At 71.2% G+C, this 24,859-nt stretch carries 21 protein-coding genes and 1 other RNA gene; 16 read left to right on the top strand and 6 right to left on the bottom strand.

Annotated features, from left to right (window positions below; all coding sequences use genetic code 11):
- Window positions 1–387 (bottom strand): YraN family protein, encoded by a 387-nt coding sequence (locus tag FHW12_RS13080; RefSeq protein WP_310735234.1) that lies wholly within the window; start codon window positions 385–387, stop codon window positions 1–3.
- Entirely contained in the window at window positions 384–2,207 is a 1,824-nt protein-coding gene (locus FHW12_RS21080; RefSeq protein ID WP_220484450.1) for a penicillin-binding protein activator, read from the bottom strand. Before FHW12_RS21080 ends, FHW12_RS13080 begins: the two co-directional genes overlap by 4 nt.
- Before the next feature lie 94 nt (window positions 2,208–2,301).
- Between FHW12_RS21080 and rsmI the strand changes: the two genes are divergently transcribed.
- From rsmI to rnpB, 3 genes are all read left to right on the top strand, one after another.
- Window positions 2,302–3,126, top strand: coding sequence for a 16S rRNA (cytidine(1402)-2'-O)-methyltransferase (rsmI, locus tag FHW12_RS13075; protein ID WP_182531472.1), 825 nt, complete (start codon window positions 2,302–2,304; stop codon window positions 3,124–3,126).
- 34 nt (window positions 3,127–3,160) lie between these two features.
- The gene (locus FHW12_RS13070) at window positions 3,161–4,510 is read left to right on the top strand and encodes a pyridoxal phosphate-dependent decarboxylase family protein (protein WP_182531471.1); all 1,350 of its coding nucleotides are present in this window, start codon (window positions 3,161–3,163) and stop codon (window positions 4,508–4,510) included.
- Window positions 4,511–4,545: 35 nt separating this feature from the next.
- Window positions 4,546–4,895, top strand: an RNA gene (rnpB, locus tag FHW12_RS13065) — RNase P RNA component class A.
- Window positions 4,896–4,946: 51 nt separating this feature from the next.
- On the opposite strand, the gene FHW12_RS13060 is transcribed toward rnpB, so the two are convergent.
- From FHW12_RS13060 to FHW12_RS13045, 4 genes are all read right to left on the bottom strand, one after another.
- Window positions 4,947–6,662 (bottom strand): class I SAM-dependent methyltransferase, encoded by a 1,716-nt coding sequence (locus FHW12_RS13060; RefSeq protein WP_182531470.1) that lies wholly within the window; start codon window positions 6,660–6,662, stop codon window positions 4,947–4,949.
- Window positions 6,663–6,698: 36 nt separating this feature from the next.
- Window positions 6,699–7,676, bottom strand: a complete 978-nt coding sequence (galE, locus tag FHW12_RS13055; RefSeq protein ID WP_182531469.1) for a UDP-glucose 4-epimerase GalE — start codon at window positions 7,674–7,676, stop codon at window positions 6,699–6,701.
- Window positions 7,677–7,790: 114 nt separating this feature from the next.
- Entirely contained in the window at window positions 7,791–9,704 is a 1,914-nt protein-coding gene (locus FHW12_RS13050; RefSeq protein WP_182531468.1) for a collagen-like triple helix repeat-containing protein, read from the bottom strand.
- Window positions 9,701–10,009, bottom strand: coding sequence for a hypothetical protein (locus FHW12_RS13045; protein WP_182531467.1), 309 nt, complete (start codon window positions 10,007–10,009; stop codon window positions 9,701–9,703). The genes FHW12_RS13050 and FHW12_RS13045 overlap by 4 nt, the downstream gene beginning before the upstream one ends.
- Window positions 10,010–10,591: 582 nt before the next feature.
- Between FHW12_RS13045 and mraZ the strand changes: the two genes are divergently transcribed.
- From mraZ to ftsA, 13 genes are read left to right on the top strand one after another with little or no spacing between them, the layout of a single operon-like run.
- Complete coding sequence (gene mraZ / locus FHW12_RS13040; protein WP_182531466.1) at window positions 10,592–11,035, top strand: division/cell wall cluster transcriptional repressor MraZ; 444 nt, start codon at window positions 10,592–10,594, stop codon at window positions 11,033–11,035.
- A 13-nt stretch (window positions 11,036–11,048) separates the two neighbouring features.
- Window positions 11,049–11,990, top strand: coding sequence for a 16S rRNA (cytosine(1402)-N(4))-methyltransferase RsmH (gene rsmH, locus FHW12_RS13035; RefSeq protein ID WP_182531465.1), 942 nt, complete (start codon window positions 11,049–11,051; stop codon window positions 11,988–11,990).
- Between the two features lie 2 nt (window positions 11,991–11,992).
- Window positions 11,993–12,256, top strand: a complete 264-nt coding sequence (ftsL, locus tag FHW12_RS13030) for a cell division protein FtsL (protein ID WP_259393072.1) — start codon at window positions 11,993–11,995, stop codon at window positions 12,254–12,256.
- Window positions 12,253–14,022 (top strand): peptidoglycan D,D-transpeptidase FtsI family protein, encoded by a 1,770-nt coding sequence (locus tag FHW12_RS13025; protein ID WP_182531464.1) that lies wholly within the window; start codon window positions 12,253–12,255, stop codon window positions 14,020–14,022. The genes ftsL and FHW12_RS13025 overlap by 4 nt, the downstream gene beginning before the upstream one ends.
- Window positions 14,023–14,036: 14 nt before the next feature.
- Window positions 14,037–15,524 carry a UDP-N-acetylmuramoyl-L-alanyl-D-glutamate--2,6-diaminopimelate ligase gene (locus tag FHW12_RS13020; protein ID WP_182531749.1) on the top strand — a complete coding sequence of 496 codons (1,488 nt, stop codon included), beginning with the start codon at window positions 14,037–14,039 and terminating at the stop codon, window positions 15,522–15,524.
- A complete protein-coding gene (locus tag FHW12_RS13015) occupies window positions 15,518–16,894 on the top strand; it encodes a UDP-N-acetylmuramoyl-tripeptide--D-alanyl-D-alanine ligase (protein WP_182531463.1) in 1,377 nt (458 codons plus the stop codon). Before FHW12_RS13020 ends, FHW12_RS13015 begins: the two co-directional genes overlap by 7 nt.
- Entirely contained in the window at window positions 16,884–18,023 is a 1,140-nt protein-coding gene (gene mraY, locus FHW12_RS13010; protein ID WP_182531462.1) for a phospho-N-acetylmuramoyl-pentapeptide-transferase, read from the top strand. The genes FHW12_RS13015 and mraY overlap by 11 nt, the downstream gene beginning before the upstream one ends.
- Window positions 18,023–19,234, top strand: a complete 1,212-nt coding sequence (gene ftsW / locus FHW12_RS13005; protein WP_182531461.1) for a putative lipid II flippase FtsW — start codon at window positions 18,023–18,025, stop codon at window positions 19,232–19,234. The genes mraY and ftsW overlap by 1 nt, the downstream gene beginning before the upstream one ends.
- Window positions 19,235–19,269: 35 nt before the next feature.
- Window positions 19,270–20,313, top strand: a complete 1,044-nt coding sequence (murG, locus tag FHW12_RS13000; protein WP_182531748.1) for an undecaprenyldiphospho-muramoylpentapeptide beta-N-acetylglucosaminyltransferase — start codon at window positions 19,270–19,272, stop codon at window positions 20,311–20,313.
- Window positions 20,310–21,752, top strand: a complete 1,443-nt coding sequence (murC, locus tag FHW12_RS12995; protein WP_182531460.1) for a UDP-N-acetylmuramate--L-alanine ligase — start codon at window positions 20,310–20,312, stop codon at window positions 21,750–21,752. The genes murG and murC overlap by 4 nt, the downstream gene beginning before the upstream one ends.
- 5 nt (window positions 21,753–21,757) lie before the next feature.
- Complete coding sequence (locus FHW12_RS12990) at window positions 21,758–22,714, top strand: D-alanine--D-alanine ligase (RefSeq protein WP_182531747.1); 957 nt, start codon at window positions 21,758–21,760, stop codon at window positions 22,712–22,714.
- Window positions 22,711–23,496, top strand: a complete 786-nt coding sequence (locus FHW12_RS12985; RefSeq protein WP_182531459.1) for a cell division protein FtsQ/DivIB — start codon at window positions 22,711–22,713, stop codon at window positions 23,494–23,496. The genes FHW12_RS12990 and FHW12_RS12985 overlap by 4 nt, the downstream gene beginning before the upstream one ends.
- Window positions 23,493–24,725 (top strand): cell division protein FtsA, encoded by a 1,233-nt coding sequence (gene ftsA, locus FHW12_RS12980; RefSeq protein WP_182531458.1) that lies wholly within the window; start codon window positions 23,493–23,495, stop codon window positions 24,723–24,725. The genes FHW12_RS12985 and ftsA overlap by 4 nt, the downstream gene beginning before the upstream one ends.
- Window positions 24,726–24,859: the final 134 nt, after the last annotated feature.

Raw genomic sequence — 24,859 nt, 5'->3', positions numbered from 1 at the left:
TCAGGAAGCTTCGAAAGCGTTGCGCAACCAGTGCAGCTGCGCGCCCGGTGCATCGCCGGCGATCGCGACGACGTCGAAGCGGCAGGCGGCGTCGGCGAACGCGGGATGCTGCGCGAGGAACATCGCCGCGGCGCGCTGCAGGCGCGCGCGCTTGCTCGCGCCGATCGAATCAGCACCGTCACCGTAGCGGCTCGCGCCGCCGCCGCGGCGATAGCGCACTTCGACGAAGACGAGCGTCGCGGCATCGCGCATGACGAGGTCGATCTCGCCGTAGCGGCAGCTGTAGTTGCGCGCGACCAGCGCGAGCCCCGCGCGCTGCAGGTGCGTGCAGGCGAAGTCCTCGTAGCGCGCGCCCGCCTCGCGTCGCGTGGCGGTGCGCGCGTTCACTGCTGCAGCGGCGCGCTGTCGAGCGCGCCGTCGACGGGCAGCGCGACGCCGTTCTGGAATCGCGCCCAGCCAACCAGGCGATGGATGCGGCCGAAATTGTCCGCGGTGAGTTCGCCGGTCGCGCCGTTGAGGTACGAATCCGGGTGCGCGAGCAGCCAGTCCATGTACGGCAGCAGCGCGTATGCATCCATGCCGAACGCGAACAGGCGCCCACCGAGCCCGTTCGCGGTGTCGATGCGCGTCGCGACGTGGTTGCGGTCGGGGCGCCCCGGGATGTTGCCGAACAGCCATGGCGCGTCGCAGAACTCGATGCCGTCGAGGTCGCGATCGAGCGCGGCGTTGCCGTCGCCCGCGTAGACGTGCGACGTCGCGAACACCGGCAGGTTCACGCCGGCGACCTTGAGCTGCGGCAGCAGCAGGCGCGCCTGCTGCGGCCGCGTGCTGACGAACACACCAGCGTCCGCGCCGCTGCCGAGGCTGCCGGTCGCCTGCTGGATCTGCGTCGCGTAGTTGACGTCCTTGTCCGGAATGCGCGTTTCGCCCGTGATCACGCCGCCGGCGGCCTCGAACTGCGCGCGGAACGCGCGCGCCGCGCGTTCGGCCCAGTCCGCGTTGGCGGCGAGGATCGCCGCGCGCGTGATGCCGCGCGCGACCATGCGTTCGGCGACCTGCGCGCCTTCACCGTCGGGCAGTAGGCCGAACTCGGCGCTGCCCGGCGGCGGGACTTCGCCGGTGTCGGGATGGTTGAGCGCGAGCACGCGCGCGCGCAGCGATTGGTGGAACAGCTCGCCGACCGATTCGCGCTGCAGCGGCCCGACCACGTGGTCGGCGCCGTCGGCGACGGCGCGGTCGTACGCGGCGATCGCGTCCGCCGGCGTCTTGCCGGAATCGTAGATGCGCAATTCGGGACGGCGTTCGCGCGCGTCGGCGAAGTACGCGGTGAGGAAACCGTCGCGGATCGACTGCGACACCGTGGCGAACTGCGCGCTCAGCGGCAGCAGCAGCGCGACGCGATGCAGCGAGTTGTAGCCTTCGCTTTCGAGCGAGCCGTTGCCGCCCGGCTGCATCGTGCCGACCGGGCGGCTTGGCTTTGGCAGCGCGCGCGCGAGCGGCTGGCCCTTGCCGCGCAGCGCCTGTTCGACCCACGGGCGTAGCGGATCGTCGACGCGCAGGCCTTCGACGCCGGTACGCAAGGCGTTGACGTCGAGGCCGGCGAGTGCTTCGACGAGCTGGCGGCGATTCTGTTCGCGATCGCCGCCCTGGAGATCGCGGTCGAGCACCGCGCGCGAGCGCGCCGAGGCAAAGCGGTCGCCGCGCGCGAGGTCCGCGCGCGCGCGCAATTCCAGCGCGCGGATGCGCACGCTTTCGGACGGGTTGTCGCCGAGGCCCGCGAGCAGCGCATCGGCCCGGCCGACGTCGCCGTGCTTGATCGCGATCTCCGCGTCGAGCAGGTCGAGCCGCTGCGGTTCGTCGCCGTGCAGGCGGCGCCGCTTGATGTCGCCGAGTGCGCGCGCGGCGCCGTCGAGATCGCCGCGGTCGCGCAGCACTTCGGCCGCGCGCAGGCGGTAGTGCGCGGCCGCGTCGCCGCGCGCGCCGTCCGCGAGGGCGAGGAATTCGCTCGCTGCCTGGTCGAGCTGGCCGTCGGCGTAGAGCTGTTCGGCGTGATCGGCTTGCGCACCGGTCGCGGCCGGGCCGGCACCGCTGACGCGGTCCGACAGGTCGCCCATCGTCGCGCAGGCGCCGAGCGCGGCGCACAGCAGGGCGAGTGGCATGAGCCGGGCGCGGCGCGCGATCACGGTTCCTTCGAATCGGCGAAGCATGGGTTGCGTCCCTCCGGGGCTGCGCGATGCGCTACGCTGGAATGATAGCCGATCGCGCGGACGGGCCCGCCGCGACGGCGCGGGACAGGACGCGATGGAACGGAAACGAGGCAAGCTGTGGATCGTCGCGACGCCGATCGGCAACCTCGACGACCTGTCGCCGCGCGCGCGCGACGTGCTGCGCGCGGTCGCACTCGTCGCCGCGGAGGACACGCGCCACAGCGCGCCGCTGCTCGCCCACGCGGGCAGTCGCGCGCGCACGTTCGCGCTGCACGAACACAATGAACGCGATCAGGCCGAGCGCGTCGTCGAGCGCCTGCTCGGCGGCGACGACGTCGCGCTCGTCTCCGACGCGGGCACGCCGCTCGTCAGCGATCCCGGTTATCGGCTCGTGCGCGCTGCGCGCGAAGCCGGCTGCGAGGTCTCGCCGGTGCCGGGCCCGTGCGCGGCGATCGCGGCGCTGTCGGTCGCCGGACTCGCGAGCGACCGCTTCGTGTTCGAAGGGTTCCTGCCGGCAAAGGCGGCCGCGCGGCGCGAACGGCTCGCCGAACTCGTTGCCGAACCGCGCACCCTGCTCTTCTACGAGTCGAGCCATCGCATCGTCGAGGCGCTCGCCGACTTCGTCGCGGTGTTCGGCGGCGCGCGTGCCGCGGTGCTCGCGCGCGAGCTGACCAAGCTGTTCGAGACGGTGATCGCCGCGCCGCTCGCCGACGTCGAGGCGCGCGTGCTCGCCGATGCGAACCAGCAGCGTGGCGAGTTCGTGCTCGTCGTGGCGGGCGCCGAAGGTGCCGCCGCCGATGCGGTCCTCGCCGAGGGGCGAAGGGTGTTCACACTGCTGCGCGAGGAGCTGCCGCCCGCGCGTGCGGCCAAGCTCGCCGCGGCGATCACCGGCGCGCCGCGCAAGGCGCTGTACGAGTAGAGTGGCGCCTTCGCTGCGGAATGCGGAGGTCGCCGTGCAACCCCTGCTGCAGGACGCCGCCGAGCGTGCGGGCGCGTACCTCGATGGCCTCGCCAAGCGTCGCGTCGCGTTCGACCCGGCGGCCGAGGGTGCGCTCGACGCTTTCGACACGCCGTTGCCCGACACGCCGGTCGACGCGCACACGGTCCTCGACCAACTCGACCGATTCGGTTCGCCCGCGACGACCGCGATGGCGGGGCCGCGCTTCTTCGGCTTCGTGATCGGTGGTGCATTGCCGGTCGCGCTCGCGGCGAACTGGCTCGCGACCGCCTGGGACCAGAACTCGGCGCTGTACCGGGTGACGCCTGCGACGTCGCGGCTGGAACAGGTCGCGCTGCGCTGGCTGGTCGACCTGTTCGGGCTGCCGCACGGCACCGGTGGCGCGTTCGTGACCGGCGCGACCGTCGCCAACTTCGTCGCACTCGCCGCCGCGCGACATCGCGTGCTCGCGCAGGCGGGCTGGAACGTCGAGGCGGACGGCCTGTTCGACGCGCCACCGATCGACGTCGTGATCGGCGACGAGGCGCATCCGAGCCTGGTCAAGTCGCTCGGCCTGCTCGGTCTCGGCCGCAACCGCGTGCGGCGTGTGCCGGTCGACGGCGAGGGACGCCTGCGCGTCGACGCGCTGCCGCGGATCGCCGCGCCGGCGATCGTCTGCACGCAGGTCGGCAACGTCAACACCGGTGCCTGCGACGCCGTCGCCGACGTGCGCGAGCGCATCGGCGCAGGCGCGTGGCTGCACGTCGACGGCGCGTTCGGTCTGTGGGCGCGCGCGGGTTCGCGCGTGCGCGAACAGGTGCGCGGCATCGAGCTCGCCGATTCGTGGGCGACCGACGCGCACAAGTGGCTGAACGTGCCGTACGACAGCGGGCTCGCGTTCGTGCGCGATCCCGTCGCACTCAGCGCGGCGATGGCGATCACCGCCGACTACCTGCCGACCGAGAGCGCGTGGCGCAATCCGGCCGACTACACGCCGGAGCTGTCGCGGCGCGCGCGCGGGGTCGACGTCTGGGCCGCGCTGCGCGGGCTCGGGCGCAGCGGCGTCGACGAACTCGTCGAGCGCAATTGCCGCCAGGCGCGCCGTTTCGCCGAGGCGCTCGCCGCGCACGGCTTCGAGGTGCTGAACGAGGTCGCGCTGAACCAGGTGCTGGTCGCGTTCGGCGATGCCGGGCGCACGCGCCGCGTCGTCGACGCGGTGCAGGCCGAGGGCACTTGCTGGTGCGGCGGGACGGTCTGGCAGGGCCGCAGCGCGATGCGCATCAGCGTGTCGTCGTGGGCGACCACCGACGCCGACGTCGAGCTCAGCATCGAGGCGATCGCGCGCGTCGCGGCGGCGACGCGTTGACGGCCGTCGCCGGGGCAGCCTGCTAGACTACGCGTGGAGTCGGCCAGGCAGCCGCGAGGCCGCGAGGCTTCGAGGAAAGTCCGGGCTCCATAGGGCAAGGTGCCAGGTAACGCCTGGGCGGCGCGAGCCGACGGATAGTGCAACAGAGAGCAGACCGCCGATGGCCTCGCGAGAGGATCAGGCAAGGGTGAAACGGTGCGGTAAGAGCGCACCGCGAGTCCGGCAACGGACCGGCACGGCAAACCCCACCTGGAGCAAGACCGAATAGGGGGACCATGACGTGGCCCGCGTCGTCCCCGGGTTGGTTGCTCGAGCCGTGCGGCGACGCACGGCCTAGAGGAATGGCTGTCCACGACAGAACCCGGCTTATCGGCCGACTTCACTCCTTCGCGTCATCCGCGCACGGGCCACCGTGCGCGGATGCACGCGCGGGCGGTCACGGCGCGGCGTCGGCGCGCACGCGGTAGAAGCGCTGGCGCGTGCCGAACAACGGTTCGATGCGGTCGGCGTAGACGCGTTCGAACGCGTCGATCGCCACCTTCGGACTCGCGGTCGGGTCGCCCGGATCGCTCGTCGAAGTCCACAGGTAGTCGTCGAAGCCGATGATGCCGCCGGGCTTGAGCAGGCGCATCGCGAGCACCGCGTCCTCGAGCACGTGGCGCGCGAGATGGCTGCCGTCGATGTAGATGAGGTCAAACGATGCATGCGCCATCGCCGGCAGCAGGTCGAAGCTGTAGCCCTGCAGCAGCTTGATGCGCTCCTGGTGGCCGCCGATGCGCGCGTTGCGCAGGAACGTGTCGCGCGTCGACGCGTCGACTTCCGGCGTGGTCGGGTCGGCGTGGTACGGATCGATCGCGACGACCTGCGACTGCGGATGGGTGAAGATCGCGTCGAGCATCATGTTCGCCGACACGCCGTCGAAGGCACCGATCTCGAGCACGCGCACGGGCGCATCGGTGGCGAGGTGTTCGCGCCACGCCTCGAACTGGTCGACGTACCAACCCCAGCGTTTGAGGCCGTCGTACTTGTCGTACGGTTGTCGCGTCGCGGCCGTGGCATCCGGCAACGACGGCGCAGCAGGCCGGCTTTCGCAATAGGCGAGGTTCTGCGCGATGCGCGCGCGCTCGCCCGCGGGCACGAGCGCGAGCAGTTCGTGATTGAGCGCCGCGGCCGCCGAGCGTCGGCCGAGCCAGTACAGCGCGACCGCGTCGAGGTCCTTGAGGCGCCACGCATAGACGTCCGTCTCGACGAACAGCGCTTCCCGCGGCGCGGCGATCGCGCGTCCCGCACCGGCGACGAGGTGCACGAGCCGATGCTGGCCCTTGCGCTGGTAGTGCAGCGCGAGCGCGTGCAGCGGTTCGGCACGCTCCGGAAAGCGCTGCCACGTGTCGAGCAGGCGCGCCGCCGCCTCGTCGTCGCGCTCGAGGCGCTGCAGGCACAGACCGGTGCGATAGGACGAATAGAAAACCTCTTCGGCCCATCCCGCCATCGCCTCGCGGCGCGCGTACCACGCCATCGCGGTCGTGAAGTCGCCGAGGTCGTAATGCGAGTTGGCGAGGTAGAACACGTAGCGCGCATTGTCGGGTTCGGCGCGCAGCGCCTCGCCGAGCAGCGCGATGTCGCGCTCGTATTTCCCCGTGCGGTTCGCCCCCGACGCGTGGTCGAGGAACGCGACGCCGTCGAGCAGCGGGCGCGGGCGGTCGCCGACGTCGAGGTATTCGTGCGTGACGCCGCGGTAACGCGCGGGCACGTCGCGCCGGAGCACGCGTACGTTCGGATACTCGAAGCCGTCCACGCTGCGCTGCGCAATCGAGTAGACGGGGCCGTCGAGGCGGTCGCGGAAATCGCGGCGCGTGACCTCGAGGTCCATGTCGGCGTCGCAGAACAGCAGGTAGTCGAAATCGAGGCCGCTGCGCAATGCGAGATCGAGCGCGTCGTTGCGCGCCTGTTCGAACGTGTGGAACACGCCCTCGGCGACGACGCCGGGGATGCCGAGTCGCGCGAAATGGGCGCGGATGCGCGCGATCGTGTCGTCGGTCGAGCCGGTGTCGAGGATCGCGTAGACGTCGACGTGGGGCCCCGCCGCCGCGAGGCAGCGCTCGATGATCGCCGCCTCGTTCTTCACGATCATGTTGAGGCAGAGCCGCGCCATGCATCTCTCCGTCGCCGACGTCGCGGCGGAACCGTATCAGTACGCGGGAGCGCGATGCCAGCGCCAGGCGGTCTCGACGATCGCTTCGAGCGACGGCGTCGCGGGGTGCCAGCCGAGCACCGCGCGTGCGCGGTCGGGGCAGGCGACGAGCCGGGCGGGATCACCCGCGCGCCGCGCCGCGACGCGTGCCTGCACGTGCTTGCCGGTCACGGCATGCACGGCGGCGACGACCTCGCGCACCGAGTAGCCGTTGCCGTTGCCGAGGTTGAAGGCGTGGAAGCCGGGATGGGAATCGAGATGTTCGAGCGCGGCGAGGTGTGCCGCGCACAGGTCGTCGACATGCACGTAGTCGCGGATGCAGGTGCCGTCGGGTGTCGCATGGTCGTCGCCGTAGATTTCGATCGGCCCGCGCTCGCCCGCGACGTGGCGCAGCAGGCGCGGGATCAGGTGCGTTTCCGGATCGTGCGACTCGCCGATCGCCGCCGACGGATCGGCACCGGCGGCGTTGAAGTAGCGCAACGCGACCGCGTCAATGCCGTACGCAGGCGCGGCATCGCGCAGCAGCTGCTCGACCATCGCCTTGCCGCGGCCGTACGGACTGATCGGGTCGATCGGATGTCGTTCGTCGATGAAGGACTGCCGTGGTTCGCCGAAGATCGCCGCGCTCGAGGAGAACACGAGGCGTCGCATGCCGGCGTCGCGCATCGCCTGCAGCAGGTTCAGGCTGCCGCCGAAGTTGATCGCGTAGTACTTGAGCGGATCGGCGACGGACTCGCCGACGGCGATCGCGCCCGCGAAATGGATCACCGCATCGCAGCGCGCGTCGCGCAATGCCTGGGACAGCGCCGGTGCATCGAGCAGCGAGCACTGCCGCAGGGGGCCCCAGCGCACCGCGTCGCGATGGCCGCCGGACAGATCGTCGATGACGACGACGTCGTGTCCGTGCGCGGCGAGCCGCCTGCACATGTGCGATCCGATGTAGCCGGCGCCGCCGGTGACCGCTACCCGCGTCATGTCCTTCCGATCCGTTCCGCGATGCCGTGCGCGGTCGTTGTACGCGGTCGCGGCACGGGATGGAAGAAAAAAAGGCGGCGGACCACGACGGATCCGCCGCCACGCTCTCGCAGTTCAGAACGGCTGGACGATGATGCTCCGGTCGGAGAAATCGCATTCGTTATTGTTGACGTTGGTGCGGTACACGGCCGTGAACGTCGTCGCCACGTTGTTGAGCCCGGTCACGAGGTAGGTCGCGCTGCCGTGCCAGATGCGGTCGCGCGCAGCCGACAGCGAACGCGTGTCGCTCGCGGCGACCACGGTCGCACCCGCGCCGGACGTGGCGAAGCCCATGAAGCAGCTCGCGCCGTTGTCGACGTTGGTGATGCCGGCCGTAAGCGTGACGAGCACCTTGCCCGTGAGCGGCGTGACGGCGACCGCCGGGCCGGCCGTCGCGAGCGCGCCGTAGGCCGTGCTGTTGGTGAGCTGGTTGGTCGCGACCGTCGCGACGGCCGGCGTCGAACCGGCCGGGCCCGTGTCGCCGGCGGGACCGGTCGGACCCGCAGGCCCGACCGGTCCGGTATCGCCGCTGGGTCCGGCAACGCCGGCCGGGCCCGCGGGGCCGGTCGCGCCCGTCGGTCCGGGTGGGCCGCTTGGGCCGGTCGAGCCTTGCTGGCCGGCGGCGCCCGTGGCTCCCACGGCACCGGTCGGACCTTGCGGACCGGTTGCGCCCGTGGCGCCGTTGGTTCCCGCCGTACCGGGGGCTCCGGTCGGGCCCTGCGCACCGGTTGGGCCGGCCGGGCCCGTCGCGCCTACGGCACCGGTGGCTCCGTCGCTTCCTGCAGGGCCCGGCGATCCAACCGGACCTTGCGGACCCGTGGCGCCGGTCGCTCCCGCCGGCCCCTGGACGCCCGCCGGCCCGGTGGCGCCCTGTGCGCCGGTCGGGCCTGCAGGACCGTCTGCGCCCACGGGACCGGTCGCTCCCGTTGGACCGGTGGCGCCCTGGGCGCCCGTGGGGCCTTGTGCGCCGGTCGCACCGATCGGCCCCTGCGCGCCACTCGCGCCCGTGGCTCCGTCTGCACCTGGTGCGCCGGTGGCACCTGTTGCGCCCGTCGGTCCGGCCGGACCTTGCGCACCGGTGGCACCTTGCGCACCGGTCGCGCCCGTGAGGCCGACCGCGCCTTGCGCGCCAGTCGCTCCCGTCGGTCCTGTCGTGCCCTGTGCACCGGTCGACCCCGTGAGACCGATCGGACCTTGCGCGCCCGTCGCACCCGTAGCGCCGGCCGGACCCTGCGCACCGGTCGCCCCCGTTGCGCCGGTCGGGCCAGTCGGTCCCTGCGGACCGGTGGTGCCCGTCGCGCCGATGGGCCCCTGCGTGCCCGTGGCGCCTGTCGCGCCCGCGGGTCCTTGGGCGCCCGTAGCGCCGGCCGGGCCTTGCGCGCCCGTGGCACCGGTTGAGCCAGCCGGGCCCTGGGCTCCGGTCGGGCCGATGGCGCCTGCGGCTCCGGTGGGGCCGGTCGCACCTGTCGCGCCCGCGCTGCCTGTCGCACCGGCGGCGCCGGTCGGTCCCGTGTTGCCGGTGGCGCCCGCGGGCCCGGTCGGTCCCGCCACACCCGCGGGTCCGGTCGGGCCGGTGGGACCCGTCGGCCCGACGGCACCCGGCGGCGTGTTCAAGGCGTACTGCGCGACCGGCGTGCTGGACACGGGCTGGCGCGGCAGGGTCGTGCCGTCGATCTTGACCTGGATCCAGCGCTGCGTGCCGTCGAATGCACCGGCCCACGCGAGATTGATGCTGAAGCGGCCGTCGACGACCGGCCATCCGGTTTCGACGATCGCCGAGCCGAATGCATTGCCGCCGGTCTGCGCATCCCACAGCGAAAACTCGAGGTCGTAGTTGCCGTTCGCCGGCACACCGTTTTGCTCGAGATAACCCTGGTAGACGAAGTCGTACGACTGCGCGGCTTGCGGCGCTGCACTCGCGACGTTGGCGTGGAAGGTCGCCGTGCCGAGGCCGAGCGCGATGGCGATGACCAGAGAGTTCGGTTTCATGGGCTGCAGTCCTCGAATCCGTCGCGGAAGATGCTGTTGCGTGGTGTCGCCGGCCCTGCTCCCCAGAAGCCGGAGAACAGCCGGAATGCGCCCGCGGACGCCGGTGCGGCGCTTGCTTCGCCGGCGGTGGCCGACAGCGCGTAGCACGGCGTCATGACTTCGGACACGCCGGTTCCCGCCGTCGTCGCCTGGCGCAGTACGAACTGGCCGAATGCATTGCCCGCGCACAGTGCGAATGCGCCGGCCGCGAACACGGTTCGCCACGCGCCGCGCAGACGCGGGCGCGAGTCATCGGATCGCTTCATCACGGGATGTCCTGCACGGGGATGGGTGCGCGAGTCGGCGCGATGTGCACGTGTGGAGAAGGCGGAGCATGGGGAAAGTGCGGCAGGCGGCCCGGACGGCGGTGCCGCGCCGAGGCGCAGGGGTCCGCGGCATTCGCACGCCCGCAGCGTCGCAGCCTGATCCCCGGACATGTCGCCCCTTGACCGGCCGTCGACCGATCGCGTCCGGCTACGCTGCCACTGCGGCAACGCCCCTGGGCCGGACGAAGGCAACATACACCGGAAGTCTATTATTGTCGCTTCAATATCCGCGTGGCGGTAGATATATTACCAGGGGGGCTGTAGGTGCATCAGTCCCGCGCTGCGTCGTCGAAGGACGCCACGGACTGGCAGGCGCCAACCATCGCATTCGGCACGGATGATCAGTACATCAATGGGTTGCCCGCGACACTTCAGAATCGATATCAATACTGCTGCGTTCGGGTTAGCTCGATGTGCGTCAAATCCTTGCCTGAACAGGATTTTTTTCCTGAATTTCCTTGACAGTCCACGCCTCGCCGCCTAATGTGGGTTCAGGTGGTTTTTTGTGGCGGGAAGTGGGTCATGTTTCAGGGTGAAACGGCTGTCACGCTGGACGACAAGGGTCGGGTAGCCATACCCGCCGCCCATCGCGATCTCGTCGCCAAATCCGGCAACCGGCTCGTCGTGACCTACAACCCGTTCGAACACGGCTGCCTGTGGATCTTCCCGCAGCAGGAATGGGAGCGCGTCCGCGACGAAGTGAACGCGTTGCCGTCGGTGAAGGCCGTCCACCGCAACCTGCAGATGAAACTCGTCGGCGCGGCGGCGCACGTCGAACCGGATGCGAACGGTCGCATCTCGCTGCCGGGCAGCCAGCGCGGCGCGAGCGGCATCGAGAAGCGCGCGGTGCTGCTCGGCATGGGCAACAAGTTCGAGCTGTGGAGCGAACAGGCGCACCTCGCAAAGATCCGCGAAACGATCGGCGAGGAGCAGATCACGGAGGACATGCTCGAGCTGAAGCTGTGAGCGGGGTTCATCGATGAGCGCGTCGCAGCTCCGGCACGTGCCGGTGATGCTGGCGGAGGTCCTGGAAGGCCTCCGCGTGACGGAGAAGGGACGCTGGCTGGACGGGACGTTCGGGCGCGGTGGGCATGCGCGCGAAGTCCTGAAGCGGTTGGGGCCGGAAGGACGCCTGTTGCTGATGGATCGCGATCCGGAGGCGATCGCGGCCGCCCAGGCGGAGTTCGCGCAGGATCCGCGCGTCGCGATCCGTCACGCGAACTTCGCCGAGATGGCCGCGTGGCCGGAAGCGGCGGCGGGCCTGGACGGCGTGCTGCTCGACCTCGGCGTGTCGTCGCCGCAGCTCGACGACCCGGCGCGCGGCTTCAGCTTCCAGAGTGAAGGACCACTCGACATGCGCATGGACCCGACGCAGGGGACGAGCGCGGCGCAGTGGCTGGCGACGGCGGACGAGAAGGAGATCGCCGATGTGCTGTGGCGTCATGGTGAGGAAAGGATGAGTCGACGCATCGCGCGAGCGATCGTGGAACGCGAACGCGAGCGGCCGCTGGCGACGACGCGTGATCTCGCCGAGCTCGTCGCGAAGACGATCGGCCACCGCGAGCGCAACAAGCATCCGGCGACGCGCACGTTCCAGGCATTGCGCATCCACGTCAACGACGAATTCGGCGCGCTCGAACGCGGGCTCGACGCCGCGTTGCGCTGCCTCAAGCCCGGCGGTCGGCTCGCGGTGATCAGTTTCCATTCGCTCGAGGACCGGGTCGTCAAGCAGTTCATCCGCGGCGAAGTCGCGCGTCCCGTGCGGCGCGGACTGCCGCTGCCCGACGTCGCGCCGCCCGCGCTCGTCGCGGTCGGCAAGGCGCAATTCGCCGGCGACTCGGAACTCGTGATGAACCCGCGTGCGCGCAGCGCGGTGCTGCGCGTCGCGCAGAAGCGCGCGAGCGGAGCGGGGGCGACGTGAGCCTGCGCATCGCCGCCCTCTCCCTGCTCCTGCTGGCGACGATCGCGAGCGCGATCGGCGTCGTCTACGCGCGCCAGCAAAGCCGCCTCGCGTTCATCGAACTGAGCCGGCTCGGCAACGAGCGCGACAACCTCGAATTCGAGTTCGGCCGCCTGCAGCTCGAGCAGGCGACCTGGGCGGAAAACAACCGCATCGACCAGATCGCGCGCGGCCGCCTCGGCATGCTGCCGCCCGCCGCGGCGCAGACACTGGTGATCAAGCGATGAACGCGCGCACGAAGCCGGCCAACACGCGCACGCGGCTCTACGCCGTGTTCGCGGTGCTCGGCCTCGCCTCGAGCGCGCTGGTCGTGCGCGCGGTCGACCTGCAGGTCGTGCGCAAGGACTTCTACCAGGAGCAGGGCGACGCGCGTTACCTGCGCGACATCGACATCCCGGTTTCGCGCGGCACGATCTTCGACCGCAACGGCGAGCCGCTCGCGGTGTCGACGCCGGTCGAATCGATCTGGGCGAACCCGATGGAGCTGCTCGAGCACGCCGACCGCATCGGCGAACTCGCGCGGGCGGCCGGGCTCGACGAGGAGTCGCTCAAGGAGCGCCTCGTCGAGCGCTCCGACAAGGAGTTCTACTACATCAAGCGCCACCTCAACCCGGACGACGCGCAGGCGATCCTCGGCCTCGGCATCCCCGGCGTGTCGAGCCAGCGCGAGTTCCGCCGCTACTACCCGAGCGGCGAGGTCATCGCCCACGTGCTCGGCTTCACCAACATCGACGACGCGGGCCAGGAAGGCCTCGAGCTCGCGTTCGACTCGTGGCTCGCGGGCGAGAAGGGCATCAAGCGCGTGATCCGCGATCGCCTCGGCCACGAGGTCGAGAACGTCGAACTCGTGCGCGAGGCGCGCCCGGGCAAGGACCTGACGATCTCGATCGACCGGCGCATCCAGTACCTCGCCTACCGCGAGCTCAAGGCGGCGCTCGCCGAGCACCACGCGAGTTCGGGCTCGATGGTCATCCTCGACGTGCCGACCGGCGAGATCCTCGCGATGGTCAACCAGCCGTCGTTCAACCCGAACGCGCGCGGCAACGTCGACCCGGCCTACCGGCGCAACCGCGCGGCGACCGACGTGGTCGAGCCGGGCTCGACGATGAAGGCGTTCACGATCTCGGCGGCGCTCGAGAGCGGCAAATGGAAACCGCACACGCCGATCGACACCTCGCCGGGCACGTACACGCTGTACGGGCACACGATCAGCGACGTGCACAACAAGGGCATGATCGACGTCACCGGCGTGATCACGTATTCGAGCAACGTCGGCGCGGCGAAGATCGCCGCGACGCTCGGCCGCGACGAGATGTACGACGTGTTCCACCGCTTCGGCTTCGGCGAAGTCACCGGCTGCGGCTTCCCCGGCGAATCGCCCGGCAACCTGCCGATCGCGAAGAACTGGGGGCCGGTCGAGCAGGCGACGATCGCGTACGGCTACGGCCTCAGCGTGACGCCGCTGCAGCTCGCGCAGGGTTACGCGGCGCTCGCCAACGACGGCCGCCTGCGCCCGCCGACATTCGTCAAGGGCGGCCAGGCGAAGGATCGCGCGGTCATCGATCCGCAGATCGCGACGACCCTGCGCGGCATGCTCGAGACCGTCGTGCACCCGCCCGGCGGCGGCATCAAGGCGGCGATCACCAACTACCGCGTCGCCGGCAAGACCGGCACCTCGCGCACCGCGATCGGCGGCGGCTACCAGAAGAAGTACATCTCGCTGTTCGCCGGCATGGTGCCGGCGACCGCGCCGCGCCTCGTCGGCGTCGTCGTGATCCACGATCCGCAGGGCGCGTACTACGGCGCGCTCGTCTCGGCGCCGGTGTTCAGCAAGGTCATGGACGGCGCGCTGCGCCTGCTCGACGTTCCGCCCGACGACGTGCAGAACTGGTACACCGCGTCGCCCGATTCCGGGCACACCGTACGCATGGCACGACAGGCGCCCGACGGCGCGCAGGTCGAGCCCGACTATGCGGAGGGTGTACCCGAATGAACAGGCAGTACCGGATGAGCGTGGGCGAACTGCTGCAAGGACACGGCGAGGCCGGTGCGGCCGGCGACATCGTCGTGCGCGGCCTCGCACTCGACTCGCGGCGCGTGAACAAGGACGACGCGTTCGTCGCACTCGCCGGCGCCCGAGCGCACGGCATCACGTTTGCCCCGGCGGCGTCGGCGCGTGGCGCAGCGGTGATCCTGGCCGATCCGGCAGGCATCGAAGCGCCCGCGTCCGGCGTGCGCCCCCATGAGCCGACGGCGCCCGTGGTGCGCGTCGACGGCCTGCGCGATCGCGTCGGCGCGATCGCCTCGCGCTTCTTCGGCGAGCCGTCGCGTGCGCTGCACGTGATCGGCGTGACCGGTACGAACGGCAAGACGTCGACCGTGCAACTGCTCGCGCAGGCATTGCAGCACGCGGGGCGCGGCGTCGCCACGATCGGCACGCTCGGCGCAGGCATGCACGGCGCGATCCGCGAAGGCGAGCGCACGACGCCGGACGCGATCGCCGTGCACGGCCTGCTCGCGGAATTCCGCGACGCCGGCGCGAGCCACGTCGCGATGGAAGTCTCCTCGCACGCGCTCGACCAGGGGCGTGTCAACGCGGTCGCGTTCGAACTCGCGGTGTTCACCAACCTCACGCGCGACCACCTCGACTACCACGGCACGATGCAGGCGTACGGTGCGGCCAAGCAGCGCCTGTTCTCGTGGCCGGGGCTCGCCGCGGCGATCGTCAACGCCGACGACGCGTTCGGGCGCGTGCTCGCCAGGGTCGTCGGCGACGGCGTCGCGCTGGTGCGTTACGGCATCGAGCGCGACGACGCCGACGTGGTCGCGCACGCGGTCGAATCCGGCGCCGCCGGCATGCATTTTCGCCTCGTCACGCCGTGGGGCGAAGGCGCGGTCTCCTCGCGCCTGCTCGGTCGCTTCAACGTCTCCAACCTGCTCGCGGTCGCGGCTTGCCTCGGCCGGCTCGGTTTCACGTTCGCGCAGATCCGCGAGGCACTCGCGGCGCTCGAGCCGGTGGCCGGGCGCATGAACCGCCTCGGCGGCGACGCGACGCGTCCGCTCGTCGTGATCGACTACGCGCATACGCCCGACGCGCTCGAGCAGGCGCTGACGAGCCTGCGCGCGCATTGCAGCGGTCGCCTCGTCTGCGTCTTCGGCTGCGGCGGCGAACGCGACGCCGGCAAGCGTCCGCAGATGGGGGCGATCGCCGAGACGCTCGCCGATCGCATCATCGTCACGGACGACAATCCGCGCGGCGAGGACGGCGACGCGATCGTCGCGCAGATCGTCGCGGGCCTGACCCGTCCGGCGCTCGCCTCGATCGAGCGCGACCGCGCCGCGGCGATCGCGCTCGCGATCGGCATGTCGCACGCGGGCGACGTCGTGCTCGTCGCGGGCAAGGGCCACGAACCGTACCAGGAAGTCGCCGGCGCGAAGCTGCCGTTCGACGATCTCGCGGTCGCGCGCGACGCACTGGAGGCGCGCCCATGCTGAACCTGCGACTCGCCGACGTCGCGCGCTGGACCGGCGGCCGCCTGCACGGCGCCGACGCCGCCATCGACGCGGTGTCGACCGACACGCGCGCGCTCGGCGCGGGCATGCTGTTCGTCGCGCTCAAGGGCGAGCGCCACGACGCGCACGAATTCGCCGACGCCGCGCGCGAACGCGGTGCGGCCGCGCTGCTGGTCGAGCGCGAACTCGCCGTCGCGCTGCCGCAGGTCGTCGTCGCCGACACGCTCGTCGCGCTCGGCGAACTCGCTCGCGCAGTGCGCGCGCGCAGCGAGGCGCGCGTGGTCGGCATCACCGGCTCCAACGGCAAGACCACGGTCAAGACGCTCGTCGCGTCGATCCTCGCGCGCCATGGCCGCACGCATGTCAACGCCGGCAATTTCAACAACGAGATCGGTCTGCCGCTGACCCTGCTCGCGATGCCGGCGGACACCGAGTACGCCGTGCTCGAGATGGGCGCGGGCAAGCCCGGCGACATCGCCTACCTCGCGCGCATCGCGCGACCGGACGTCGCGCTCGTCAACAACGTCGCGCCGGCACACCTCGAGCGCATGGGCTCGCTGCAGGGCGTCGCCGAGACGAAGGGCGCGATCTACCGCGCGCTGCCGAACGACGGCATCGCCGTCGTCAACGCCGACGACGCGTTCGCCGAATACTTCGGCGTGCTCGCCGGCACGCGGCGCACGCTGCGCTTCGGCCTTCTGCGCCGCGCCGACGTCGGCGCGAATCTGGAAATCGACGGGGCGGACGGCGGGCGCTTCCGCCTGCTCGCGCCGGCCGGAGCGATCGAGGTCGCATCGCCGCTGCGGGGACGCCACAACGTGATGAACGTGCTCGCCGCCGCGACGATCGCGCTCGCGCTCGGCGTCCCGCTCGCGACGATCAAGGCCGGCATCGAGGCGGCGCCCGCGGTGGCCGGTCGCCTCGTGCGGCGCGTGCACGCGAGCGGCGCCGTCGTCGTCGACGACAGCTACAACGCGAATCCCGGTTCGTTCGCCGCGGCGATCGCGACGCTCGCCGCGGAGCCGGCGGAGCGCGTGCTCGTGATGGGCGACATGGCCGAACTCGGCACCGACGCCGAGCGCCTGCACGCCGAGGTCGGCGCGCTGGCCAAGCGCAGCGGCATCCAGCGCCTGCGCGCGGTCGGCCGCCTGAGCCGCGCGGCGGTCGACGCGTTCGGCGCGGGCGCCGCGCACTACGCCGACCAGGCGCAGCTCGTCGACGCGTTGCGCGCGGACCTGCGCGCGGGCGTCGTGCTGCTGGTCAAGGGGTCGCGCTCGTCGGCGATGGATCGCGTCGTGCTCGCCATCGGTGGCGACGAAGACGGCAACGGAGGCGAACGTCATGCTGCTTGAGCTCGCCGAGCTGCTGAAGGGTTGGATCAGCGCGTTCCACCTGTTCCAGTACCTGACCTTCCGCACGATCATGGGCACGCTCACCGCGCTCGCGGTGTCGCTGCTCGCGGGTCCGTGGATCATCCGCAAGCTCGCCGAGGTCAAGGCAGGGCAGGTGATCCGCAGCGACGGCCCGCAGACGCATTTGTCGAAGGCGGGCACGCCGACGATGGGCGGCGCGCTGATCATCGGCTCGATCGCGGTGTCGACGCTGCTCTGGGCCGACCTGCACAACCGCTACGTCTGGCTCGTGCTCGGCGTGACCGTCGCGTTCGGTGCGATCGGCTTCTACGACGACTACAAGAAGCTCGTGCTGAAGGACAGCCGCGGGCTCGCCGCGCGCTGGAAGTACTTCTGGCAATCGGTGTTCGGCCTCGCGGTCGCGCTGTACCTCTATTTCAGCGCCGACACGCCCGCGGCGACGACGTTCTACCTGCCGCTGATCAAGCATGCGCAGGTGCCGCTCGGCCACATGGCCGACGTCGCCGCACAGGCGCCGTTCGCGTGGTGGACGGTGTTCGGGGCGGTGGTGTTCGTCGGCCTCGCCTACTTCATCGTCGTCGGATTCTCGAACGCGGTGAACCTCACCGACGGCCTCGACGGCCTCGCGATCATGCCGAGCGTGCTCGTATCGACCGCGCTCGGCGTGTTCGCCTACCTCGCCGGCAACAAGGTGTTCTCCGAGTACCTGGGCATCCCGGCGATCCCGGGCGCGGGCGAGCTCGCGATCTTCTGCAGCGCGCTCGCCGGCGCCGGCCTCGGCTTCCTCTGGTTCAACACCTATCCGGCGCAGGTGTTCATGGGCGACGTCGGCGCGCTGGCGATCGGTGCCGCGCTCGGTTGCGTCGCGGTGATCGTGCGCCAGGAAATCGTCCTGCTGATCATGGGCGGCGTGTTCGTGATGGAAACCGCGTCGGTGATGCTGCAGGTGGCGAGCTTCAAGCTCACCGGCAAGCGCATCTTCCGCATGGCGCCGATCCACCATCACTTCGAGCTCAAGGGCTGGCCGGAACCGCGGGTGATCGTGCGCTTCTGGATCATCAGCGTCGTGCTCGTGCTGATCGGCCTCGCGACGTTGAAGGTGCGCTGATGCTGCTCTTCGACTTCAGCAACGACGACCAGCAGGCGACGCGCTTCGGCGACGTCAAGGGGCGCTATGACCTCGGCCTCGTCGTCGCCGCGATGCTGCTCGCGAGCCTCGGCCTCGTGATGGTCGCGTCGAGCTCGATCGCGATCGCCGACGGCCAGCACGTCGGCGCGTTCTACTACCTGTACCGGCACGTCGCATTCCTGGCGATCGGGCTCGTCGCGTCGCTCGTGATGGCGCGCATCGAGCTGTCCTGGCTCGAGCGCAATGCGCTGCCGCTGCTGCTGTGCGGCGCGGTACTGCTGTTGCTCGTGTTCGTGCCGTTCATCGGCGTGCGCGTCAACGGTGCGCGCCGCTGGATCCGCCTCGGCTTCGTCGGTTTCCAGTCGGTCGAAGCGGTGAAGATCCTGCTCGTCGTGTACATGGCGAGCTATCTCGTGCGCCATCGCGACAACCTGCAGGGCAAGCTGCTCGGCGTGATCAAGCCGCTCGGCATCGCGGCGATCTTCGCCGGCCTCCTGCTGGTGCAGCCGGACTTCGGTTCCGCGACCCTGCTGATGGCGGTCACGCTCGGCATGGTCTGGCTCGGCGGCGCGCGCCTGCGCAACCTCGCCCTGCTCGGGGCGCTCGCGTTGCCCGTGCTCGCCGGCGCCGCGTTGAGCCAGGACTATCGCGTCAAGCGCCTCACCTCGTTCCTCGATCCGTGGGCCGATCCGTTCAAGGACGGCTTCCAGCTGACCCAGGCGCTCATCGCGATCGGGCGCGGGGAGTGGACAGGCGTCGGCCTCGGCGCATCGGTGCAGAAGCTGTTCTACCTGCCCGAGGCGCACACCGATTTCATCCTCGCCGTGCTCGCCGAGGAACTCGGCTTCGCCGGCATCGTGCTCGTGCTCGTGCTGTTCGCCTGGCTGGTCGGCCGTGGATTCGCGATCGGCCTGCGCGCGGTGGAGCAGAACCGGCATTTCGCCGGCTACTGCGCGTTCGGCGTCTCGCTCATGCTCGCGCTGCAGGCGCTCGTCTCGATCGGCGTGAACCTCGGCGTGCTGCCGACCAAGGGCCTGACCCTGCCGCTGGTGAGCTCGGGCGGCTCGAGCGTGATGATGACGTGCGCGGCGATCGGGCTGCTCGCGCGCGTGAGCTACGAAGTGTCGCGCGCCGAGAACGCGATGCTGCAGGTGATCAGCGAGCGCCAGGCGCTCGAGGTGCGCCCGTGAGCGCCGTCGCCGACCGCAACGGACCGGTGCTGATCATGGCCGGAGGCACCGGCGGGCACATCTTCCCGGGCCTCGCGGTCGCCGACGAACTCGTCGCGCGCAAGGTCCCCGTGATCTGGCTCGGAGCGGTCGGGGGTCTCGAGACGCAACTCGTGCCGCGCCATCGCCTGCGCCTGGAAACGCTGTCGATCGGCGGCCTGCGCGGCAAGGGCGTGCTGACCAAGCTCGCGATGCCGTTCCGCCTCGCCGCCGCGGTGTCCGGCGCGCGTGCGTTGCTCAAGCGACAGGCGCCGCGCTGCGCGATCTCGCTCGGCGGCTATGCGGCCGCGCCCGGCGGCATCGCCGCCCGGCTGTCGGGCGTGCCGCTCGTCGTGCACGAGCAGAACAGCGTCGCCGGCATCACCAATCGCCTGCTCGCGCGCAAGGCGAAGCGCGTGTTGACCGGTTTCCCCGACGTGTTCGCGCGCGGCGAATGGATCGGCAACCCGGTGCGTTCGTCGATCGCGGCGCTGCCCGCGCCGGCGCAACGCTATGCCGGGCGCGAAGGGCCGCTGCACCTGCTCGTGCTCGGCGGCAGCCAGGGGGCGCAAAGCCTCAACGCCGCGCTGCCCGAAGTGCTGCGGCGGCGTGGTTCGCGCATGGCGGTGTCGGTGCGCCACCAGTGCGGTTCGAAGCACTTCGACAAGGCGCGCGCCGCGTACATGAATGCAGGCATCGATGCCGATGTCGTGCCGTTCGAGGACGACATGGCTGCCGCCTACGCGTGGGCCGACCTCGTGATCTGCCGCGCCGGTGCGCTGACGATCGCCGAGCTCGCCGCGGCCGGCGTGCCGTCGATCCTCGTGCCGTTCCCGCACGCGGTCGACGACCATCAGACGAAGAACGCCGAAGCGATGGTCGCCGCCGGCGGCGCGCGCCTCGTCGCCGAGGGCGACGAGTTCGTCAAGCGCCTCGGCGCGGCGTTCGAGGAGCTCAACGATCGCGTGCGGTTGTTGCGAATGGCGACGGCGGCGCGCGCGCAGGCGAAGCCCGATGCCGCACGGCGCATCGCCGAGATATGCCTGGAGGCGGGCGCATGACTCCGGCGCGCCTCAAGCAGCACGGCGACATCATGCAGGACTTCCGCCGCGTGCATTTCGTCGGCATCGGCGGCGTCGGCATGAGCGGCATCGCCGAGGTGCTGTGCAACCTCGGTTACTCGGTGTCCGGCTCGGACAAGGCCGACAACGCGACCACGCGCCGGCTCGCCGGCCTCGGTGCGCGCATCGACCGCGGCCACGACGCCGCCAACGTCGCCGACGCCGACGTGCTCGTCGTGTCGAGCGCGATCAGGCCCGACAATCCCGAGCTCGTCGCCGCGCGCGAACGGCGCATCCCGGTCGTGCCGCGTGCGGAGATGCTCGGCGAACTCATGCGCTTCCGGCGCGGCATCGCGGTCGCCGGCACGCACGGCAAGACGACCACGACGAGCTTGACCGCGAGCGTGCTCGCCGAAGCCGGACTCGACCCGACCTTCGTCATCGGCGGCCAGCTCATCGCCGCGGGCGCGAACGCGCGCCTCGGCACCGGCGAATACCTCGTCGCCGAAGCGGACGAATCGGACGGTTCGTTCCTGCTGCTGTCGCCGGTGATCGCGGTCGTCACCAACATCGACGCCGACCACCTGGAGAACTACGACGGCGACTTCGAACGCGTGAAGAAGGCGTTCGCCGACTTCCTGCACCGCCTGCCGTTCTACGGCGTCGCCGTTCTGTGCGTCGACGACGCCGAGGTCGCCGCGCTCGCGCGCGCGTCGAGCCGGCGCGTGCTGACCTACGCGATCGACGCGGACGCCGACGTGCGCGCGTCGAACCTGCGCCAGGACGGCCGCGCGACCGAGTTCACGCTGCACCTGCCGGAAGGCGGCCCGAGCGTGCCGATGCGCCTCAACCTGCCGGGGCGCCACAACGTGCTCAACGCGCTCGCCGCGTGCGCGGTCGGCTGGCAGCTCGGCGTGCCACCGGAAGCGATGCAGCACGCGCTCGCGCAGTTCCAGGGCGTCGGTCGGCGCTTCCAACTGCGCGGCGAGATCGAGCTCGACCACGGCCGCGCGCTGCTCGTCGACGACTACGGCCACCATCCGCGCGAACTCGCCGCGGTGTTCGCCGCGGCGCGCGCGGGCTGGCCCGAGCGCCGCCTCGTCGTCGCTTTCCAGCCGCATCGCTACTCGCGCACGCGCGATCTGCTCGACGACTTCGCCAAGGTGCTCGCCGAGGTCGACGTGCTCGTGCTCACCGACGTCTACCCGGCCGGCGAAGCGCCGATCGCGAACGCCGACGGCCGCGCGCTCGCGCGCGCCGTGCGTGCGCGCGGCAAGGTCGACCCGGTGCTGGTCGAACATCCGCGCGACCTCGCCGGCGCGCTGCCGCCACTGCTGCGCGACGGCGACCTGCTGCTGCTGCTCGGCGCCGGCGACATCGGCGCGGCGGCGAACGAACTCGCGACGGGCGGGCGGCTGCGCTCGGAGAAACACCCATGAAGGACATGCTCGTGAAGATCACCGATGCCAGGCAGTTCGGCCGCGTCGCCGTCGTGATGGGCGGCCAGTCGGCCGAGCGCGAGGTCTCGCTCGACTCCGGTCGCAACGTGCTCGACGCGCTGCGCGCGAAGGGCGTCGACGCGCACGCGGTCGACGGCATCCCGGCCCTGCTCGACGCGTTGCGCGCGGGGCACTACGCGCGCGTGTTCAATATCCTGCACGGCCAGCACGGCGGTGGCGAGGACGGCGTGCTGCAGGGTGCGCTCGAGTCGCTGCACGTGCCGTACACGGGCTCGGGCGTGCTCGGCTCGGCGCTGTCGATGGACAAGGTGCGCACGAAGCAGGTGTGGATCGCCGCGGGCCTGCCGACGCCGCGTTTCGTCGCGTTGCGCAAGCGCGGCGGTGCGACGCCGGACGTGCATGCGGCGGCGGCGAAGCTCGGTCTGCCGGTCATCGTCAAGCCGGCCTGCGAAGGTTCCAGCGTCGGCGTGTCGCGCGTGTTCCGCGACGCCGACCTCGATGCGGCGGCCGAACTCGCGGCGCGCTACCCGGGCGACCTGCTCGTCGAGGAGATGATCGTCGGCGACGAGCTCACCGTCGGGGTCCTCGGCGGCGAGGCGCTGCCGTCGATACGCATCGTGCCGAAGGGTGCGTTCTACGACTACCACGCCAAGTACGTCGCCGAGGACACGCAGTACATCTGCCCCGGACTCGACGGCGCCGCGGAGGCGGACATCCGCGCGCTCGCGCTCACCGCGTTCGACGCCGCGGGATGTTCCGGCTGGGGTCGCGTCGACGTGATGCGCGACCGCGAAGGTCGCAACTACCTGCTCGAGGTGAATACCGCACCGGGCATGACGAGCCATTCGCTCGTGCCGAAGGCGGCCGGCACGCTCGGCATCGGCTTCGAGGAGCTGTGCTGGCGCGTGCTCGAAACGTCGTTCGAGGAGAAGCGCGGATGAGCACGGGCTACCCGTTCAAGCTCGCCGCCTGGGGCATCGCGCTCACGCTCGTCGCGCTGCCGATCCTCGGCGTGCTCAACGGCTGGTTCGCGGGCGACCGCTGGCCGGTCACGCGCCTCGACGTGAGCGCGCGCTTCGACCACGTCAGCGCCGAACAGATCCGCGCTGCGGCGCAGCCGCTGCTCGGCAAGGGCTTCTTCGCGCTCGACCTCGACGACGTGCGCGCGGCGGTGGCGAAACTGCCGTGGGTCGAACGTGCCGAAGTGCGCAAGCGCTGGCCCGACACGGTCGAGCTCACCGTCTACGAACAGCAGCCGTTCGCGCGTTGGGGCGAGGACCGCCTGGTCAACCGCCGCGGCCAGCTCTTCAGCGTAGCCGGCGCGGAGGGCCTGCAGGGTCTGCCGCGCCTGAGCGGCCCCGATGATCGCCTCGACGACGTGCTGCGCTTCCACGCCGAATGCCAGCGCGAGTTCACCGGCAGCGGGCTCGCGGTCGACGCGGTCGCGCTGTCGCCGCGCGGCGGCTGGCGCCTCGAACTCGCCTCGGGCACGGTCGTCGAGCTCGGCCGCGACGACGCGCAGCGCCGCCTGAAGCGCTTCCTCGACGTGTGGCCGCGCCTGTCCGGCACGCACGCGAACGCGCCCGCGTACATCGACCTGCGCTACGAGAACGGCTTCGCGATGCGCTGGCCCGAGCCGGCTCCCGCCACGAACCCGGCACTGATCCAGCCCGCCTCGCCGCCGCAGGTGGCGGTCCTCCGCAATCCGGCCCAGCACGCATGAACCGCAAGTCCGAAAAGAACCTCATCGTCGGCCTCGACGTCGGTACCTCGAAGATCGTCTCGATCGTCGGCGAGCACACGCCGGGCGAGTCGGTCGAGATCATCGGCATCGGCTCGCACCCAGCGCACGGCCTCAAGCGCGGCGTCGTGGTCGACATCGAGTCGACGGTGCACTCGATCCAGCGTGCGGTCGAGGAAGCCGAGCTCATGGCCGGCTGCCAGATCCGCTCGGTCTACGCGTCGATCGCCGGCAGCCACATCAAGGACGAGAACTCGCACGGCACCGCGCCGATCCGCGACAAGGAGGTCACCTCAGCCGACCTCGACGTCGTGCTGAACTCCGCCTGCGCGATCGCGATCCCGGCCGACCGCAGCGTGCTCTACCGCGAGCCGCAGGAATACCTCATCGACGGCCAGGAAGGCATCCGCCACCCGGTCGGCATGTCGGGCGTGCGCCTGGAGGCGAACGTGCACCTCGTCACCGGCGCGGCGAGCGCGATCCAGAACATCACCAAGTGCATCAACCGCTGCGGCCTGCAGGTCGACGAGCTGTTGCCGGCCGCGGTCGCGTCCGCGCGCGCGGTGCTGACCGACGACGAGCGCGAACTCGGCGTGTGCATGGTCGACATCGGCGCCGGCACCACCGACATCGCGATCTACACCGGCGGCGCGCTGCGCCACACGACCTCGCTCGCGATCGGCGGCGACCAGGTGACCAGCGACATCGCGCACCTCATGCGCACGCCGACCGCGCACGCGGAGGAGCTCAAGGTGCGCTACGCCTGCGCGCTGGCGCAGCTCGCGCACGCGGAAGAGACGATCCAGGTGCCGAGCGTCGGCGACCGCCCGCCGCGCCGCCTCGCGCGGCAGAACCTCGCCGAGGCCGTGCAGCCGCGCTACGAGGAGATCTTCGAGATGGTGCAGGCCGACCTGCGCCGCAGCGGGCGCGAGGAGCTCGTGCGCGCGGGCATCGTCCTCACCGGCGGCGCCGCGCGCATGGAAGGCGCGCTCGATCTCGCCGAGGAGCTGTTCCACATGCCGGTGCGCCTCGGCACGCCGCAGCACGTCACCGGCCTCGCCGACGTCGTCGCCAACCCGATGCAGGCGACCGGCGTGGGGCTGCTCATCTACGGCAGCCGTGGCGGCGCGACGCGTGGCGCGCCGGTGGCGGGAACCGCGGTCGGCGGTTTGTGGGGCCGGGTGACGACCTGGTTCAAGGGAGAGTTCTAGTGGACGGCGAGGTCGCACGCGACCTCGCCCGGACAGGAGCAACACCGCGGCGCACGGAGCGCGTCGCGAAGCGGCCGAAACGGTCGCGATGCCACGGCACGCCAGCCGCGGCAGGACGGGCCGGACCGGGAAGG

Source organism: Dokdonella fugitiva (genome assembly GCF_014138265.1).
Taxonomy (GTDB): domain Bacteria; phylum Pseudomonadota; class Gammaproteobacteria; order Xanthomonadales; family Rhodanobacteraceae; genus Dokdonella_A; species Dokdonella_A fugitiva_A.
This window is presented reverse-complemented; position numbering and strand designations above follow the sequence as displayed.